The organism is Duncaniella sp. B8, assembly GCF_005304985.1.
Classification (GTDB): domain Bacteria; phylum Bacteroidota; class Bacteroidia; order Bacteroidales; family Muribaculaceae; genus Duncaniella; species Duncaniella muris.
In genome coordinates this window covers 491382-507591 of the sequence record NZ_CP040121.1, presented here as the reverse complement: position 1 = coordinate 507591, position 16210 = coordinate 491382, and the positions used below count along the sequence as shown (strand labels likewise).

The window sequence follows — 16210 nt, the reverse complement described above, 5'->3', positions numbered from 1 at the left end:
TGACGATATAAAAATTATTGTGTCAGACAACCAGATATAGCAATCCTGATTTCAGCAGATTATCTAAATTGGTATATGACCAGACACTATGCAGTGTCAGATAGATAAATATTGCAAGGATCATGATAGATCCGAATAAAAACATCAGGCGGCTGATTTTGGAAGTTCTGAACAGAGCTGCGAAAATCAGCGATATAAACGGATAGAGCAGCATCAGAAAGCGGGCGAATATCTCACTGAGATTTACATTCAGCAGGACAAATACAGCGATTATTGCAGGAATATTGAACAGGTGTCTTAGCCCGTTCGATGTATTGTCGGTCGCGTTTCGGGTCTGCATCTGACTGCAATAAAAGGATGTCACCAATATGGTCACAGCAAGCAGTATGGCTGCCGGAGACGCTTCGCCGAGATCGAATACTTTGGTGGCACTCGCACGTTGCAGGGCATATGATGCTGTAGAGTCGCTGAATATTGACAGTGAAAGCAGGTAGCCGCTTATCAGACGGATGCTCCCTATGATCAGAAGAACGATTGAATAGACTGTAATGTTCTTTTTGATCGGTTTGTCAAGAATCGGGATAAAAAGCAGTATCACCGGAAGCAGCGTCATAGTGTGGATGGTAGGGCAGAGTATCAGCAATATCCAGTGTGTTTTCTGATACAGACACCGTTCCACCATGACATATATGAAGATGCTGATTGCTAAACTCTGGCGCAGCAACTGGATTGAAAGTGAAAAAACATATGGATTAAAGCAAGTCAGCATTACCGCAGCCATGACCACACCTTTGTTGACTGTGGTTTTCTGGCAGAACTTTAATGTGGCCAGATTGAGAAAAATATATTGTATTACGGTTGTTAAAAATTTATATATCTCCTCCTTGCTGCTTATGAAATGATTGACACACCAGACATATGTGGCATAAGCGGCCTCGCTCTTTTTTTTCTGACCGGATAGATATGACAACAGGTCGGTATTGCCACTTCGTTTGAACCACCGGACATAATAGAATAAGTCGTTGTCATTGACCTTTGACGAGTTGATGATGGCGAGCAGCAGGATGGAGAAAATGATCAGGAAAATAATGTTTCTGTGCCATATTCTCTGGCCCATTGACGGGGAGGCATAGCAGACCAGTAGCAGCACCGCCAATGCCCCGACCGGCTGGATGAGGAAAAGGCAGGAAATAAAAACGTACAGTATCGTGTACTGGCTTTGTGTATAAGTTTTTGTCGCTGTCATAAAAAGCAAAAAACTTGGATATGAGATATCATTTGTCCCAATAGCCTGTGGCCGTGTTATTGAGAATTTTATTGATCTGTATATGTCCTGATATAGCTTGGATAAAATATACCGATGCAGGTATCAGTAATACTCCTGGGACTCCATAAAGGCGGCATAGCCATGACATACATGGATATGCGATAATGGCAAATGTCAGATATATGACAAGCTGAATATGGATCTTGCCGATACCGTTTATCATATACATGTAGATGCTTCCGCAGAAATTTGAAAAGATATAGATGGCTTCGCTGATATTGATTTCTGCCGGAACAATTACTTTCTTGTCAATCCATAGGTTGATAAACGGGGTTGCCAGAAAGTACATTATGACCGTTACTGGTATTCCGGCCAGAAGTGCTTTCTGCAGGATAGAAGCTATTCTGCGCATCCATTCAAAATTTTTCTGTGCATAGGCATCCGTGAAAGCAGACCAGACATTCCCTATCACAAGGCTTGAAACCATAGTCAGTATGCTGAAATATCTATGCGATATATTGTACTGAGTCACGACTTCAGGTCCTAAATTGCGAGAGATGATAATGTTGATTATCTGATAGATAAACAACATGGAAGTCGTGATAATGAAAAATTTTCCTCCGATCCCAAGGATATCTTTCACATATTTGAGCCGTATGTAGCCGAAATTCGGGCGAAACTGGCGGTAGCGGGTATTGAAGAATATGATTGAGCAGAGCACCAGCGTGACAAACGGGATGCCGGAAAAAATGAATGCAAGTGAGGTTATGGAACCTGATTTGACAGTCTTGGTCAGAATGAAGATCACCAGTAACGCAAGACCCTGGCCCAACACCTGTATGCCTGACGAAAAGGCTGACCGCTGGTCGGCTATAAGCATGGTCGAGAATGTCTGAAAAACTATATTCAGACCGAAAAATCCCAGAAGAACCGCAAATGTCATTCTCAGTTCCTCGCAGTATGACTGATCTACTTTCAGCACAGAACTCCAGTCAACTATGAAGCTGACAGGGATCATTACCGACATGAAAACCACAAACGAAATGAACAGCGCCGCATACGTGGTCGACACATACACGCGGGCCATCTTCAGTTTCCCACATGCTTTCAGAGTCGTAAAGCGGTTTCTGAAGCCGTTGGTCAGGCCGATGTCAAAGAAATAGAACCAGGCCATGAGCGAACTCAGAGTCAGCCAGATGCCATATTGGACCGGGTTTACGTAATTGATGGTTATAGGGACTATGAACAAAGAAATCAGCATACTGATTCCTTTAAGGACAACCGATGCCAGTATATTTTTCTTTAATAATATCGTGCGTTGGTCTCCTTTTTTGAAGAACATCCTGAGTGATCCAAGATTCATGAGCCGATTCTGTGGTTGACGGGTTTTGCCAGTGGATTAAAATGAACCGCATTGCCTCTCTCAGTCGCGGCTGAAGAGATCTCTGGTGTAGACTTTGTAGCTGACATCCTTAAGGTCGGCGGAAGTGCGGTTGGCAAGGATGGCATGCGAAAGGCGCTTGAACTCTTCCAGATCATTGACAACCCGCGAGCCGAAAAACGTTGTCCCGTTCTCAAGCGTAGGCTCATAGATGATCACCGTTGCGCCCTTGGCCTTGATGCGCTTCATCACACCCTGGATCGACGACTGGCGGAAATTGTCGGAATTCGACTTCATGGTCAGGCGGTAGACCCCGATCACACACTCCGTCTCAGCTACTGTCGAATAGGCGTTCTGGGAACTGTAGTCATAATATCCGGCCTTCTTAAGCACCTGGTCGGCTATGAAATCCTTGCGGGTGCGGTTGCTCTCAACGATTGCCGACATCATGTTCTGAGGCACATCGGCATAGTTGGCCAGAAGCTGCTTCGTGTCCTTCGGCAGGCAGTAGCCGCCATAGCCGAACGACGGATTGTTGTAGTGTGTACCGATGCGCGGATCAAGTCCGATACCCTCGATGATGGCCTGCGAGTCGAGACCCTTGACCTCGGCATAGGTGTCAAGCTCGTTGAAATAGCTAACGCGGAGCGCGAGATAAGTGTTGGCAAACAGCTTCACCGCCTCAGCCTCCTTCATGCCCATGAACAGGGTGGGGATCTCCTCCTTGATGGCTCCCTGCTGCAGAAGCGAAGCGAAAGTCCGGGCGGCCTCATCGAGACGCGCAATGTCTGTCACCGACAGAATAGCCTCGTTTTCCTCGCTGAACCGTTCGTCGGCAATGATCTTTGGAGTGCCTACAATGATGCGCGAGGGATAGAGATTGTCATAGAGCGCCTTGCTCTCGCGCAGAAATTCCGGCGAGAAGAGCAGATTGAACTGCTTTACACCCTTGGCGGCATACTTCATATAGAGCGAGCGGCAGTAGCCCACCGGGATGGTCGACTTTATGACCATCACCGCATCCGGATTTACTTCAAGCACCAGATCGATGACCTCTTCCACGTGCGACGTGTCGAAATAATTCTTCACCGGATCATAGTTGGTCGGAGCGGCTATCACAATGAAATCTGCCCCGCGGTAAGCCTCGGCGCCGTCAAGCGTGGCCCGCAGGTCAAGATCCTTTTCGGCAAGATATTTCTCGATATACTCATCCTGGATCGGAGACTTGCGCCGGTTGATGGCCTCGACTTTTTCGGGGATCACGTCAACGGCGGTGACGTGGTTGTGCTGAGCGAGAAGAGTCGCTATGCTGAGTCCTACGTAGCCTGTCCCGGCTACAGCTATGTCATATTGTTTCATTTGTGACTGTATAATGTGATATGCGAAAACGTGAGAGGCCTGAGCGTTTTTTTAGCTCGCGCCATGAAAAATGAGTGGAGCCGGTCAGGCACCAGAATGTAATGCAGTAAGGCCACAGGCCCTCAGCATGAGGCAGATGCGTGATATAGGCCAAGTGTAGACCGCACCGTCGGGTTAGAACAATTATTAGCAGAGGCCTGTGCTGACGCGGCCTCGGAAAGTGAGAAGATAGTATAGTACCGCAAAATTAATAATTAACATTTAAATTAGCAACTTTTAAGGAAATGGTTACAATGTCATACTAACATCTGCGGTCTGCCGATTGTTCATATCCCCGCCGTTTAAAAAGGCAGGGGACCACGGTCAAAGGCATCGATGAAAGACCCCGGAGTGGAATTGACAACTGTGATTCCGCAGGCTTTTGCATAAGCTTCCACCCGGTGATACGACCTGAAGGCAAGATAGAAACTCAGCAGCACATCGTGGAGCCTCACGTTGCTGTACACGCTCGCCACCCTCGAATGCTCCTCGTCATTATCCTTATAGAAATGGGGCTGAAAGTTCACCACTGTGTTCTCCTCGGTCACGCCAAGAGTCGACAGCCAGCCGTGGTCAGCCCCCGTCAGATAGATGGTGCGGAATCCGGCGAGCATCGCGGTCATCAGCGCCGGCACCAGCACATTGCGCGGACGCGGCATAGCCAGCCCGGTCCCGTAGAGCCACCGTTCAAGCCATCCGAACCCCTCAGCCCCTATGAAATTGAACCGTTCGATGCTGATATTCCGGTTAGTGATCTTCAGCCCCGACGCTTTCTGCGAGGTCGGAATGTAGAGCGTCATCGGCCAGTCCACAAGGCTGTTGAAGCGCTCAAACATTTTTCTGACATTCGGATCCGACTCGCGTCCCTCAAAGAAATGCGGATCTGCCAGAAGATAGAAATCAGGCCGCAGCATCGGAAACTCCTCGGCGTTGGCCGCGAAATTCAGAGCCATCGTCGTAGCCCTGCACAGCTGCTCTCCCCTGGAGTCGATCAGAGCCCTGAGCGACGGCCCGTTGCCGAGAATAATCAGAGGCTTCCCATCCGCGGCCATCGGCGAGGGCTTCACACCGGGCCTGCGCCCCAGAAGCGCCACTTTGGCCAGACTCTTCACACTCGTTCCGAGCCTCGCTCCGAAAACACTCAATTTTTCTGTCAGTTTCATGAAGACTTATGAATTGAATTTGAGAGGTCGTTTAAAAACAACGACCTCTAATTGCACGCTGTTCGTCTCAGCTTACTGCAAAGGTAGCCATTTTCATCGGATTGGACAACGGTGAGAAAAAGCCGGACCCCATCGTGCCCGGAGCCGTATTCCGACAAAAACGCCACCGGTCCCGGTTGCCGTAACACAGACGGCTCCCGCACCGATGGCGCTTGTAGGGGCTTATTATACCCTTCGGTCAGATATGAGGATTCTAAAAAACTCAGACTTCCACCTTGACTCTGGCGCTGCCGAAGACGTTGAGCTGAAGTTCAGTCAGTATCTCTTTCACTGCCTTGGCCGCTTTGGCGGGAACTCCGGCCTCGTTGAGTCCGGGCGAAAACGCTGCGATTGAGCCGAAGCCCGGAATGACAGTCACAAAACCGCCTCCGAAGCCCGACATTGCAGGCACACCGGTGATGATCAGCCACGGTTTGCCCATATGCTTCGGACCCTTGGCCGCCATCATGGCGCAAAGTGAGGCCGAAAGACTGCCGTCGAAAGCAATCTCCTTAGTAGCCGGATTGACTCCGTCGGCAGCGATTGTAGCACCCATCTGGGCAAGTTGTTCGGTGGTCACGAGCATCGAGCGCAGGCGCGTGTAGAGGTCAATCGAAATATCAGCGGCATCATACAGTTCATAGCCCGCATCAGCAAAAGCATTGACCTTATCGGCCCCGGCATTCTCGGCCATTGAGGCTTTGTAGAGCCGGTCATCAAGCACGGGCGACGATCCCATCAGCGAGACCATTATATCGGAAAGAATCTCCATCTTGCCGTCGAAATCGCCCGTAGGTTCAACAAGGCTCACAGCCCGCACACCCTTGGCGTGGAGCCCTTTCAGCGGTTTCTCTCCCTGTTTGTCAGGCTGAGACTGGCATCCGCATTTGCAGCCATTCTTTCCGAGCCCCATTTTCCCTACAAGCTCTTCAGGCTTCATCTGGGTAAGCAGTTGCACAGCTATCGGAAGACGGCTGATGGCCCCCATTGCAAACTGAGCCTGAGTGTGGCCGATGTCAAACTTAGAGCCGTCAGTCAGCCGCACCGAAATGCCGAACAAGCCTTCGTTCATGTCTGCGGTTTTCGGATCAGGAGTGCCGCATGTATCGTTTTTGTGACTGTCATAAGCTTTTTGTACCGCAGACTTCAGGTCAGCGAGTTTTATGATTCTTTCCATAATGAGTTGAGGTTAAAATTTTCTGTCATTATAACCTCTGGCCGCCGGCGTATGTTGGGCGCTTTTACGGAAACTTATCCAATTTTAGCGGATTTTTGAAATCATGACCGGCGTAATGTGTTAATTATGGAGTGATGTTCAACAATTTAAGGCAAAATTATGTTTAATCTGTATAAAAATCTTCATCTACAAATCTTCTACTGCTTATGAGCCGCCTTGAAAAATTCCTCTTCCTGCCGATAGTTGTCGGCATCATTGTTCTTGGAGCCTGTTCATCCAATGTCTGGGACGAAGTTCCATCCCCGATAACATCCTTTGTCGAACAGTATTATCCCGGAAGCGGGCTCAGTTCTTACAATCAGACCGACAACGGCTATCAGGTAAAAATCACCAACGGAGCCACTCTGTCATTTGACAGCGACTATTCCTGGACTTCGATTGACGGCAACGGTGTCCGCCTGCCTGAAGTCCTTGTCTACAATCAGCTCCCGCCGGCTCTGTTCAACTATCTTCAGAGTGTAGAGCTGCAGAACTCCGTCTATCGCATGAGCCGCGATGCGCATTTCTATAAACTGACTATGGAAAATACAGTCATCACCTATGACATCGCCACCGGAAAAGTCACCTATCCCGACGGCAAGACCGTAGACTCATGATATTCCCGCCCCTCGCAATTCTGACCGGTCAGATGAACTGGCTGACCAGCACTGTCGCTATCAGCAGCGGAGCCACCCATTTCACAATGAAGGCCACAATGCCGAAAATGTGTGATTTCAGCGTGCCGCCGTTTGTCATCTCGTTGTGGAAGAACGAACGCGGAGCCACCCATCCCATGTAGATGCACATCAGAATGCCGCCCACCGGAAGCATGATGTTTGTTGCCACCGTGTCGAGAAAATCGAATATGGTCATGCCGCATATGGTATAGCCGCTCCACGGCCCGACAGAAAGAGAGCAGATTGAGCTGAGAACAAAAAGCGGCAGAATCACAGTCAGCACAGCCTTTGTCCTGCTGAAACTGAAACGGCATTCCAGAAATGCTACCGAGACTTCGGCCAGCGATATGGTCGATGTGAAAGCACCCACCGACAGAAGCAGGAAGAAGAGCGCCGACCAGACCTGGGTGCTCCCCATCTGGGCAAAAATTTCAGGCAGCGTGATGAACACCAGCGCCGAACCGGCCAGATTGTGATCGGCAAGTCCGAATGTCATCACCGCAGGGAAAATTATGAGCCCCATCAGAATAGCCACTCCAAGATCCAGAAGCGAGACGGTGACAGCCGTGCGGGTGAGCTTTGTGTCTTTAGGATAATAGCTCGAATATGTCACGAGGATACCCATTGCAAGACTGAGCGAAAAGAAGGCCTGGCCCAGAGCGTTGACCACAGTCCCGGCCGAGATTGCCGAGAAATCAGGCTCCAGGAAAAATTCCACTCCCTCGGCAGCCTTTGGCAGTGACAGCGAGACCGCACAGAACACCACCAGCAGCACAAACAGCAGCGGCATCATGATATTCGACATCTTCTCGATTCCTTTCTGCACACCCTTCAGCAGCACAAAAAGGTTGGTGGCAAGCATGATGTAGGTCATCACAAGCGGGCGATAAGTCCCGGTGATATATTGGGCCATCTTGTCACTGAAAAGTCTTTCCGCATCATCAGGTCCGACAGCCGGCGATGCCGAAGAATAGAGATGGCCGGTGACGGACTGCACAAGATATTCAAGCGTCCAGCCGGACACGACCATGTAGAATGACAATATCAGATACGATGCGAGAATGGCAAGCGCGCCTACAAGCCACCAGCCCTTCTTGCCGGGAGTGACGTTGCGGAAAACTCCCGTGGCGTCAGAGGCTCCACCGCGTCCGAGCGAAAATTCGGCTGTCATCACCGGAATTCCGAGCAGAAAGACGCAGGCCATATAGATGAGCAGGAAAGCCGCGCCTCCGTTGGCCTGGGTTTCGGCCGGAAAGCGCCACACGTTGCCGAGTCCGACCGCAGAGCCTACAGTAGCGGCGATCAGCCCGATTTTTGATGCGAAAGTAGTTTTCTGTGACATTTGCAATTATATAGATTGTGTGTTTTAGTGTGTTTCAGAAGCTGTTTTCAAACAAACTCCATTATCCTCTGACCCTCCCGGCCAAGTCGCTGTGTCATCCGAATTTGGAGATCTTGCGGAGCATCGGTTCGTTAAGTATCTTGATCTTGCGGCCGTCTACCACGATTATTTTTTCCGTGACGAAGTTCGACAGTGTGCGGATGGCGTTCGAGGTGGTCATGTTCGAGAGATTCGCAAGGTCCTCACGGGCCATATAGATCTTCAGAGTCATGTTGTTATCCTCCTCATAGCCGTAGGTGTCAAGCAGCACTATCAGGGCTTCGGCAAGGCGTCCGCGGATATGCTTCTGGGTGAGATTGACGATTTTAGTGTCTGAATTGCCGAGGTTGCGTGACAGCTCATGGATGAAAAACATGGCAAGCCGGTTGTTTTTGCTGATCATCTCCTCTACAAGGCTCATGGGCAGAGTGCCTAAAGTCGAAGGCTCGATTGTCGCGGCGCTTGACACGTATGGCTCGCCGGCAAAGAAAGCCCTGTAGCCGAAATACTGGCCGGGATTGACAAGCCGGAGAATCTGGACTCTGCCGCCTACACCGTCCTTGTATTTCTTCACCTTGCCGTCAATAAGGGCCCAGAGATATTCTGGGTCCTCCTTTTCTGCATAGATGATCTGGTTCTTTTTGTAGTGGTGGATGGTGAAATTATCAATCAGTTTGCGCTTTTCCTCGTTGGTGAGAAGCGCCCAGATTTCAGCAAGTTCTTCCGTCAGAATTTTTTCAATTGTACTTTTGACCATGAGTAGAGTGTCGAGCAACTATGTTATATAACACGCAAAATTAGCAATTTGTAGTGGCCCGCATCCTCAAAGAGATGTTAAAAATTACAAATATGAAGGCAGAGGCCTATTGATGAGCCTTTGCCTTCATATAAATTGTGGAAATCTGCTGTTGAAACAGTTTTTTATTGACGATTGTATGGGGTAGTGCTACTTGCGGTTGTAGAACTGCAGCACACGGTTGCGCAGAATCAGCTCATATTTGGCCTGTACCTGTTGGGCCAGGGCGGTTATATAGTCCGACTGTGTCTGTTCCCACTCGGTGGCATTGGCTTTTCCGTAGGTATATTTTTCGGTCATGGCGTCGAGAGATGCCTTGGCGGCCTCGACTGCTATTTTCCCGGCCTCGAACTTCTTTTCGGCTCCGACTGCCTGATGATAGGCGAGCCGGATGCTCTTGTGGAGTTCGCTTTCCTGCTGTGCGAGGTTGATCTGGGCACTGAGTTTGCGCACTTTGGCCTGGCGCACGTTGTTGCGGGTCGAGAGTGCGTCGAAGATCGGCACCGAGAGCGAGAAGCCGAGCTGCTTGGAAAAGTTGTCTTTCATCTGGGCTGAGAATGATTCTCCCTGCTGGCCTGACACGGTGTAGTAGCTGCTGCCGAGCCCGGCGTTGAAATTCAGACGCGGGAGATAGCCGCTTCGGGCCACTGATATGGCATCGTCAGCCGCTTTGATATTCTGCCGTGAGGCCCGTAGAGCCGGATAGTTGGCCAGGGCATTGGCATAGACTTCGTCGGCGCTTGCAATGGCCGGACTGTTCTCGTCGATCGGCGTCACTTCAAAGCCGCTGATATCATCAAGTTCAAGGTCTTTGGCCAGATTTATAAGCGAGGTCTGATATTCGTTCTCTGAATTGACCACCTGGACCTCGCTCTGCGCCACCTTTGACCGGGCCTGGATCACGTCGACCTCAGGCACTTTGCCTCCTTCGAGCAACGCTTTCTGGCGTTCGAGCTGCACCTGGCTCAGGCGCAGTTGCTCGCGGCTCACTTCAAGGAGTTCCTTGTTGTAGAGCACCTGCAGGTAATCGGTGATGACGCTGAGGCGCACCTCGTCGCGAGCGGCTTCGGCCTGCATCTCAAGCGCTGTCAGAGAGGATTTGGAATAGCGCAGCTGGCGTATGTTTCTGAGCCCCTGGAAAACGGGCAGTGACATCTGCGCGCCCCATGAAAACATGGAGGTGTTGCGGTTGGCATAAGTGTTTGACGAGGTCAGGCCGCGCCCGAAGTCCCAATTCTGCGAGGCAGAGGCATTCAGAGTGGGGAGGAAAGCGTCTTTGGCCTCGGTTACGGAATATTCGCCCTGGATGCGTTCGATCTCGGCCGACTTTATCCGCAGGTTATGTTCGAGTGCGTAGCTGATGCAGCTGTCGAGGCTCCAGGTCTCGGCCGAGGCGGAAGCGATGGCCATCGAGCACAGCAGCAGCGGTAATGATAAGCGTTTCATCTGTATTCTTTTTAAATAACCTCTTGTGTGTTAGCGAAATGGTGGCTGTCTGTCAGTTTTTCTTGACCGCGCCGCCGCGCAGCAGCTGAGTCTTTTCGATACCGTCGGTCACATGGATGTTGATGCCGTCAGAGGTGCCGGTTCTGATGGCCTTGCGCTCGAATTTCTGTTCGGGCAGGCTGTCGGTGAGTACATAGACGAAAGTGCTGTCGCCTTCCCACTCGATGACGCTTTCCGGAATGGTAAGCACATCGGAGACCTTGCTGAGGCTCACGGTGGCGTTGGCGCTGTAGCCTGCGCGCAGGGTGTCGCCTGAGGGCACTTTGATGGCCGCCTTGATCTCAAAGGTGTTCGCTCCGTTGGTCTCGGTGCCTTTGGGGGCTATGAGTTCGATGACGGCATCGAGTTTCAGATCGGGGAGGGCGCCGATCGAGATGCTCATGGGCTGGCCCACGGAGAGGAGTCCGACCTCGGTCTCGTCAACCTTGCCTTCGAATATGAGATTGTTCATGTCGGCAACGGTGGCCACGGTGGTGCCGTCGTTCATCGTGTTGGCCTGGATTACCGAGCTGCCCACTTTGACGGGCACATCGAGCACAAGGCCGGTGATGGTGGCGCGCACAAGGGTGTTGCTCTCCTTGGCATTGGTTTTCGACACACCTTCCTTGACAATCGAGTAGGCGTCTTCAGCCGCATTCAGTTCGGCCTTGGCCTGGGCGAGTGCGGTGGCGGTGGTTTCGAACTCTTCGCGGCTGATCACTTTCTTGTCATAGAGCAGCTGGTTGCGCTCATGCTTGACGCGCGCGTCATCAAGGCTGATTTTGGCGGTCGCTATCCGTGACAGGGCCGAGGATAGCTGGCCTTCGTCAGGCACAACCTTGATGTGGGCTATGACATCACCGACCTGCACCATGTCGCCTTCCTCTACGTTGATCTCCGAGATGATGCCCGATACCTGAGGCTTGATCTCGATCTCGTCGCGCGGTTCTATCTTGCCTGTCAGCACAGTGCTGCGCTCGATCTCGCCGGTCGAGGGGCTGACGAGTTCATATTTTTCTTTTTCCGGGCGGGATTTCATGAAAAGATAGACGAATGTCCCGATGAAAACAGCGGCGATCAGACACCACATGAATATCCGCAAAATTTTCTTCATAGCGTTTTTTATGGGGTTACGTTGGTTATATTTTCTGTTGTTTGTTCCGGTGTGGCATGATGGGTTATTTGTCGTTGAGCGCCTCGATCGGCTTGATCCTCATGGCTTTTATGGCCGGGATCAGACCTGCGGCCGTACCGAGCACGAGGAAGGTGGCAAGGATGGTCACGGCCTGGCTGAAGGAGAGCTGAAAGGCTATGGTGCCGCGGTCATCGGAGAAGGCCATTTCGGCTCCTCCGAGCAGCAGGATGGCCAGGACTATTCCTGCCAGGCCTGCCACGGTGGTCAGCACCATGCTCTCGGAGAGAATCTGTGTGATGATGTCGCGTGGCTTGGCGCCGAGCGCTCGGCGTATGCCTATCTCATGGGTGCGCTCCCGCACTATTATCCACATGATGTTGCCTACTCCGATGATGCCTGACATCAGAGTGCCGGCGCCTACCACGAGGGCAAGCAGCGTGATGCCCAGGAAGAGATTGTCGACCATCTTGAACTTCTCCGAGACGTCGATGAAGAACACAGCTCCTTTGTCAGCCGGATCGACCGGGTGGTTGCGTGCAATCAGGCGGCGCACGGTTTTCTCATAGTCGCCGGGCAAGTAGCCGCTGCGCAGAGTCATCATGAACATGCCCACATCGTTACCGAGATTGTAGTTGGCCCGCATCGAGTTGTAGGGGATGATGACAGACTCGTCAAGTTCGGCACCCATGCGTATTTCGGATGTCTGTCCGGCAATGCCTACCACCTTGTAATATATGCCGTTGAGCGAGATGTCTTTTCCTATGCCTGACTCGGAGCCGAAGAGTTCGTCGGCGGCCTTTTTGCCTACCACGCATACTTTGCGGCTGTGGGCGTTGTCGGCCTCGTTGATGAAGCGGCCCTCGTAGATCTTAGGCACGAAGATTTTGTCATAGCCGCTTTCCACTCCGGTCAGCTGTGCGGTGGTCTGGTTCTGCCCGTAGAGAGCCTCGCCCCAGAGATTGTTGACAGCCGATGAGTTTTCTATCTCAGGGATGGCGCGGCGGATGTTGATGACATCCTGCAGGTTGAGCTGCACTTCCATCCCTTTGTTGAAGCCGCCGTATGAAACAGTGGTGCGGCCCGGAAACACGATGGCCACGTTCGTGGCAAAGCCCTCGAAGTTACGGCTCATGAAGCTTTTGAGGCCTTTCGAACCGCCTATGAGCATGGCGAGAATCGCCGTTCCCCAGAAGATGCCGAAGGCGGTCATGAAAGTGCGCGTCTTGTTCTGAGCCAGGGTTGTGCCTATCTCGCGCCAGTTTTCTATGTCAAATATTGGATTTTTCATTTATCGTAGTGGCGTTTTGGCTGATGGTCATTCATCTCTGAGGGCTTCGACCGGTTTGATTTTCAATGATTTCATGGCCGGGAAGAGGCCTGCGAGCGCTCCGGCTATGATGAGCACGAGTGTCACCTGGAAGGCTATCGCAAGATCTACAGTGGGATCTTTGAGTATCTGGTGTCCGCCTTCGCCGTCTCCTGCCGTGAGGGCGGCGATGCCCTGGGCGGCGAGCACTCCGAACACTATGCCGACATAACCGAAAAGAGTGGTGATGGCCACGCTTTCGAGTATGATCTGCCGCAGTATGCTGCGTGGCTTGGCTCCGATGGCGCGGCGCACGCCTATCTCATGGGTGCGTTCGCGCACCGAGACAAACATGATGTTGCTCACGCCCACTATGCCTGAGAGCATGGTCAGCAGCCCGATTATCCAGACAGCCATGCCAAGCACTCCCATTGCCGAGGAGGTGGTCAGATAGTCAGAGAAACGGTTCCAGATCCAGAGGGCTCCGCTGTCATCGTCAGCGAAGGTGTGCTGGCGGCCGAGGGTTGAGCGGAAGCCTTTCTCGGCGTTTTCGCTCTCTTCAAGCGTCCTGACATCTTTGAGTTTGACGGTGATGTTGTTGACGTAGTCCGACCCTCCGCTCATGGAGCGTGCGGTGGTGTAGGGGATGAAGTTGTCGCGGCGCCATTCCTGCCTGTAAGTGCCTACGACTGTGAATGACAGGTTGCAGATCTTGACCTGCTGCCCTATGGGATCTTTGTCGCCGAAGAGGGTTTCGGCCGATTCCGTGTGGATCACCACCACGCGCCGTTTGCTGTTGATGTCGCTCTGGTTTATGAAGCGGCCTTTCTCGATGGTCACGCCGCTGTTGCGTATTTCGGCCGGATAGACCCCTTTGTAGCCGTCGGTCAGATAGTCTTTGGAGGTGGAGATCTGAGCCGAGTCGTTTGTGACGCTTGCCACTACCTCGGCTGCGACATTGCTGTTCTGCGAGGCCACTATTGCTATGTCTTTGTCGCGCAGGCGCACACGGCGGTTTTCTTTCAGCCCTTTGTAAGCTTTCTGGGCGTAGCCGCCGCGGATTGACACTGTCTCGGTGTCGTGCTGTCCGAACATCGCGTCCATGCCGTTGACCAGTCCGCGTGACACGCTCAGGAGCACGATCAGCAGGAAGATGCCCCACGAAACGGCAAAGCCGGTCAGCGCGGTGCGCAGTTTGTTGTTGCGCAGCGTGGCTAATATTTCATTTAAGAGATCAAACATTTGAGTTGTCAGACAAGGTTGTTGAGTTTAACTGACTATACGGCCATCGGCAATGCGGATGATGCGGTTTGTCTGTTCGCCGACACCGGGGTCATGCGTGACTATAACTATGGTCATGCCTTCGGCGTTGAGGTCGCGGAACACCTGCATCACCTCACGCGAGGTCTTTGAGTCGAGAGCGCCTGTGGGTTCGTCGGCGAGAATGATGGAGGGTTTGGTGATCAGTGCGCGGGCAATGGCCACACGCTGTTTCTGTCCGCCTGAGAGTTCGCTGGGCAGATGGGTGGCGCGGTCGGCCATTCCCATGCGTTCGAGCTGTTCCATAGCGAGTCTGTTGCGCTGCCGGCGCGACACTCCGCGGTAGAAGAGCGGAAGAGCCACGTTTTCAAGAGCGTTCTTGTAGCTGATGAGGTTGAATGACTGGAAGACGAAGCCGATCATATAGTTGCGCAGGTCGGCGGCCTTGTTCTCGCTCAGATTCTTGATGAGGACACCGTCGAGCCAGTATTCTCCGGAATCATAATTGTCAAGAATTCCGAGTATGTTCAGCAGTGTGGATTTTCCGGAACCGGACGCACCCATGATTGAGACAAGCTCTCCCTTGTCAATGGTGAGGTTGATGTCTTTGAGCACATGCAGGGGCACGACTCCGGGATAAGATTTATTGATGTCCTTCAGGCTGATAATCATAGCAGAATTAAAATTATACCGATTGGCATGGTGTCAGGTGTGCAGGAAACACTGACGGTTTTTAAGATGTTTTTTCCTAATTAGACGCAAAATTACCTAAATAGTTACAGCCTGCGTCAGAAAAAGCTCTGAAATCCGTATCTTTGTAGTGTTAAATTTATGTAAACAACTGAAAATACGATAAAAATGAAATTTGTTTCATGGAATGTCAATGGCCTGCGAGCTGTGTGCGGCAAGGGCTTTGACGAGCTTTTCGCCTCAATGGATGCAGATTTTTTTTGCATTCAGGAAACCAAACTCAGCCCCGGCGCGCTTGAGCTCGAATTCGAGGGCTATCACTCCTACTGGAATCTTGCCGACCGCAAGGGCTATTCGGGGACGGCCATCTTCACCCGTCAGCGCCCGCTGTCGGTCAGCTATGGCATCGGTGTGGAGGAGCATGACCGCGAAGGGCGTGTGATCACTCTTGACATGGGCGACTGTTATCTGGTGACGGTCTACACTCCCAACTCGCAGTCGGAGCTTGCCCGTCTGGACTACCGTATGGCCTGGGAGGAGGCATTCCGCAATTATGTCCGCGGGCTTGACAGTCAGAAACCGGTGATCATCTGCGGTGACATGAATGTGGCCCACCAGGAGATCGACCTGAAGAATCCCAAGTCTAACCGCCGTAACCCTGGATTTACCGACGAGGAGCGCGGCGAGTTTTCAAAATTGCTCGACTGCGGCTTTGTCGACACCTTCCGTGCTATCCATCCGGATCTTGAGGATGCCTACACATGGTGGAGCTATCGTGCACGGGCCCGCGAGAAGAATGTGGGCTGGCGTATAGACTACTTCCTGATCAGTTCGCGGTTGCTTCCGCGTCTGGCCGATGCCAATATCCGAGGCGATGTCATGGGGTCGGACCATTGTCCCGTGGAACTGTATCTGACCGATCAGTCCTGATCCGGCCATACATTTTGAGGAACGCGATCTAAATAATAATAATAAGTCACCGTCAGAGGAATTTTCGTCCTTGACGGTGACTTTTA

Annotated in this window: 14 protein-coding genes; 2 read left to right on the top strand and 12 right to left on the bottom strand. The window is 51.8% G+C overall.

Features of this window, described 5'->3' with window-relative positions; translation table 11 throughout:
* Nucleotides 1-22 precede the first annotated feature (22 nt).
* The 5 genes from FDZ78_RS02355 to FDZ78_RS02335 all read right to left on the bottom strand — a co-directional run bounded on the left by FDZ78_RS02355 (nt 23) and on the right by FDZ78_RS02335 (nt 6425).
* Nucleotides 23-1246 (bottom strand): EpsG family protein, encoded by a 1224-nt coding sequence (locus FDZ78_RS02355; RefSeq protein ID WP_123398508.1) that lies wholly within the window; start codon nt 1244-1246, stop codon nt 23-25.
* A gap of 28 nt (nt 1247-1274) precedes the next feature.
* Nucleotides 1275-2630 (bottom strand): lipopolysaccharide biosynthesis protein, encoded by a 1356-nt coding sequence (locus tag FDZ78_RS02350; RefSeq protein ID WP_240740319.1) that lies wholly within the window; start codon nt 2628-2630, stop codon nt 1275-1277.
* A 60-nt stretch (nt 2631-2690) separates the two neighbouring features.
* Complete coding sequence (locus FDZ78_RS02345) at nt 2691-4007, bottom strand: nucleotide sugar dehydrogenase (protein WP_123398507.1); 1317 nt, start codon at nt 4005-4007, stop codon at nt 2691-2693.
* Between the two features lie 341 nt (nt 4008-4348).
* Nucleotides 4349-5209 carry a hypothetical protein gene (locus FDZ78_RS02340; protein ID WP_107031303.1) on the bottom strand — a complete coding sequence of 287 codons (861 nt, stop codon included), beginning with the start codon at nt 5207-5209 and terminating at the stop codon, nt 4349-4351.
* Between the two features lie 262 nt (nt 5210-5471).
* Nucleotides 5472-6425 (bottom strand): glutaminase, encoded by a 954-nt coding sequence (locus FDZ78_RS02335; protein WP_123399045.1) that lies wholly within the window; start codon nt 6423-6425, stop codon nt 5472-5474.
* Between the two features lie 206 nt (nt 6426-6631).
* On the opposite strand from FDZ78_RS02335, the gene FDZ78_RS02330 reads away from it, so the two are divergent.
* Nucleotides 6632-7081, top strand: coding sequence for a PepSY-like domain-containing protein (locus tag FDZ78_RS02330; protein ID WP_136409008.1), 450 nt, complete (start codon nt 6632-6634; stop codon nt 7079-7081).
* Nucleotides 7082-7109: 28 nt separating this feature from the next.
* On the opposite strand, the gene FDZ78_RS02325 is transcribed toward FDZ78_RS02330, so the two are convergent.
* The 7 genes from FDZ78_RS02325 to FDZ78_RS02295 form a co-directional block, all read right to left on the bottom strand.
* On the bottom strand, nt 7110-8483 hold the full coding sequence (locus tag FDZ78_RS02325; RefSeq protein ID WP_136409007.1) for a sodium-dependent transporter: 1374 nt from the start codon (nt 8481-8483) through the stop codon (nt 7110-7112).
* Between the two features lie 94 nt (nt 8484-8577).
* On the bottom strand, nt 8578-9279 hold the full coding sequence (locus tag FDZ78_RS02320) for a Crp/Fnr family transcriptional regulator (RefSeq protein WP_123399041.1): 702 nt from the start codon (nt 9277-9279) through the stop codon (nt 8578-8580).
* Nucleotides 9280-9468: 189 nt separating this feature from the next.
* Entirely contained in the window at nt 9469-10764 is a 1296-nt protein-coding gene (locus FDZ78_RS02315) for a TolC family protein (protein ID WP_123399039.1), read from the bottom strand.
* A gap of 52 nt (nt 10765-10816) precedes the next feature.
* Nucleotides 10817-11917, bottom strand: a complete 1101-nt coding sequence (locus FDZ78_RS02310) for an efflux RND transporter periplasmic adaptor subunit (RefSeq protein WP_107031308.1) — start codon at nt 11915-11917, stop codon at nt 10817-10819.
* A 64-nt stretch (nt 11918-11981) separates the two neighbouring features.
* Complete coding sequence (locus tag FDZ78_RS02305; RefSeq protein WP_107031309.1) at nt 11982-13226, bottom strand: ABC transporter permease; 1245 nt, start codon at nt 13224-13226, stop codon at nt 11982-11984.
* 27 nt (nt 13227-13253) lie between these two features.
* Nucleotides 13254-14486 (bottom strand): ABC transporter permease, encoded by a 1233-nt coding sequence (locus FDZ78_RS02300; protein ID WP_107031310.1) that lies wholly within the window; start codon nt 14484-14486, stop codon nt 13254-13256.
* 27 nt (nt 14487-14513) lie between these two features.
* Nucleotides 14514-15173: an ABC transporter ATP-binding protein gene (locus tag FDZ78_RS02295; RefSeq protein ID WP_107031356.1), complete on the bottom strand. Its 660-nt coding sequence runs from the start codon at nt 15171-15173 to the stop codon at nt 14514-14516.
* Nucleotides 15174-15362: 189 nt separating this feature from the next.
* Here FDZ78_RS02295 and FDZ78_RS02290 point away from each other — a divergent pair, with 189 nt between their 5' ends.
* The gene (locus FDZ78_RS02290; protein WP_123399035.1) at nt 15363-16124 is read left to right on the top strand and encodes an exodeoxyribonuclease III; all 762 of its coding nucleotides are present in this window, start codon (nt 15363-15365) and stop codon (nt 16122-16124) included.
* Nucleotides 16125-16210: the final 86 nt, after the last annotated feature.

What these genes read in the sequence shown, in the direction of transcription:
- FDZ78_RS02355 (WP_123398508.1), bottom strand. Translation starts at nt 1,246, where the DNA reads ATGACAGCGACAAAAACTTATACACAAAGCCAGTACACGATACTGTAC.
- FDZ78_RS02350 (WP_240740319.1), bottom strand. Translation starts at nt 2,630, where the DNA reads ATGAATCTTGGATCACTCAGGATGTTCTTCAAAAAAGGAGACCAACGC.
- FDZ78_RS02345 (WP_123398507.1), bottom strand. Translation starts at nt 4,007, where the DNA reads ATGAAACAATATGACATAGCTGTAGCCGGGACAGGCTACGTAGGACTC.
- FDZ78_RS02340 (WP_107031303.1), bottom strand. Translation starts at nt 5,209, where the DNA reads ATGAAACTGACAGAAAAATTGAGTGTTTTCGGAGCGAGGCTCGGAACG.
- FDZ78_RS02335 (WP_123399045.1), bottom strand. Translation starts at nt 6,425, where the DNA reads ATGGAAAGAATCATAAAACTCGCTGACCTGAAGTCTGCGGTACAAAAA.
- FDZ78_RS02330 (WP_136409008.1), top strand. Translation starts at nt 6,632, where the DNA reads ATGAGCCGCCTTGAAAAATTCCTCTTCCTGCCGATAGTTGTCGGCATC.
- FDZ78_RS02325 (WP_136409007.1), bottom strand. Translation starts at nt 8,483, where the DNA reads ATGTCACAGAAAACTACTTTCGCATCAAAAATCGGGCTGATCGCCGCT.
- FDZ78_RS02320 (WP_123399041.1), bottom strand. Translation starts at nt 9,279, where the DNA reads ATGGTCAAAAGTACAATTGAAAAAATTCTGACGGAAGAACTTGCTGAA.
- FDZ78_RS02315 (WP_123399039.1), bottom strand. Translation starts at nt 10,764, where the DNA reads ATGAAACGCTTATCATTACCGCTGCTGCTGTGCTCGATGGCCATCGCT.
- FDZ78_RS02310 (WP_107031308.1), bottom strand. Translation starts at nt 11,917, where the DNA reads ATGAAGAAAATTTTGCGGATATTCATGTGGTGTCTGATCGCCGCTGTT.
- FDZ78_RS02305 (WP_107031309.1), bottom strand. Translation starts at nt 13,226, where the DNA reads ATGAAAAATCCAATATTTGACATAGAAAACTGGCGCGAGATAGGCACA.
- FDZ78_RS02300 (WP_107031310.1), bottom strand. Translation starts at nt 14,486, where the DNA reads ATGTTTGATCTCTTAAATGAAATATTAGCCACGCTGCGCAACAACAAA.
- FDZ78_RS02290 (WP_123399035.1), top strand. Translation starts at nt 15,363, where the DNA reads ATGAAATTTGTTTCATGGAATGTCAATGGCCTGCGAGCTGTGTGCGGC.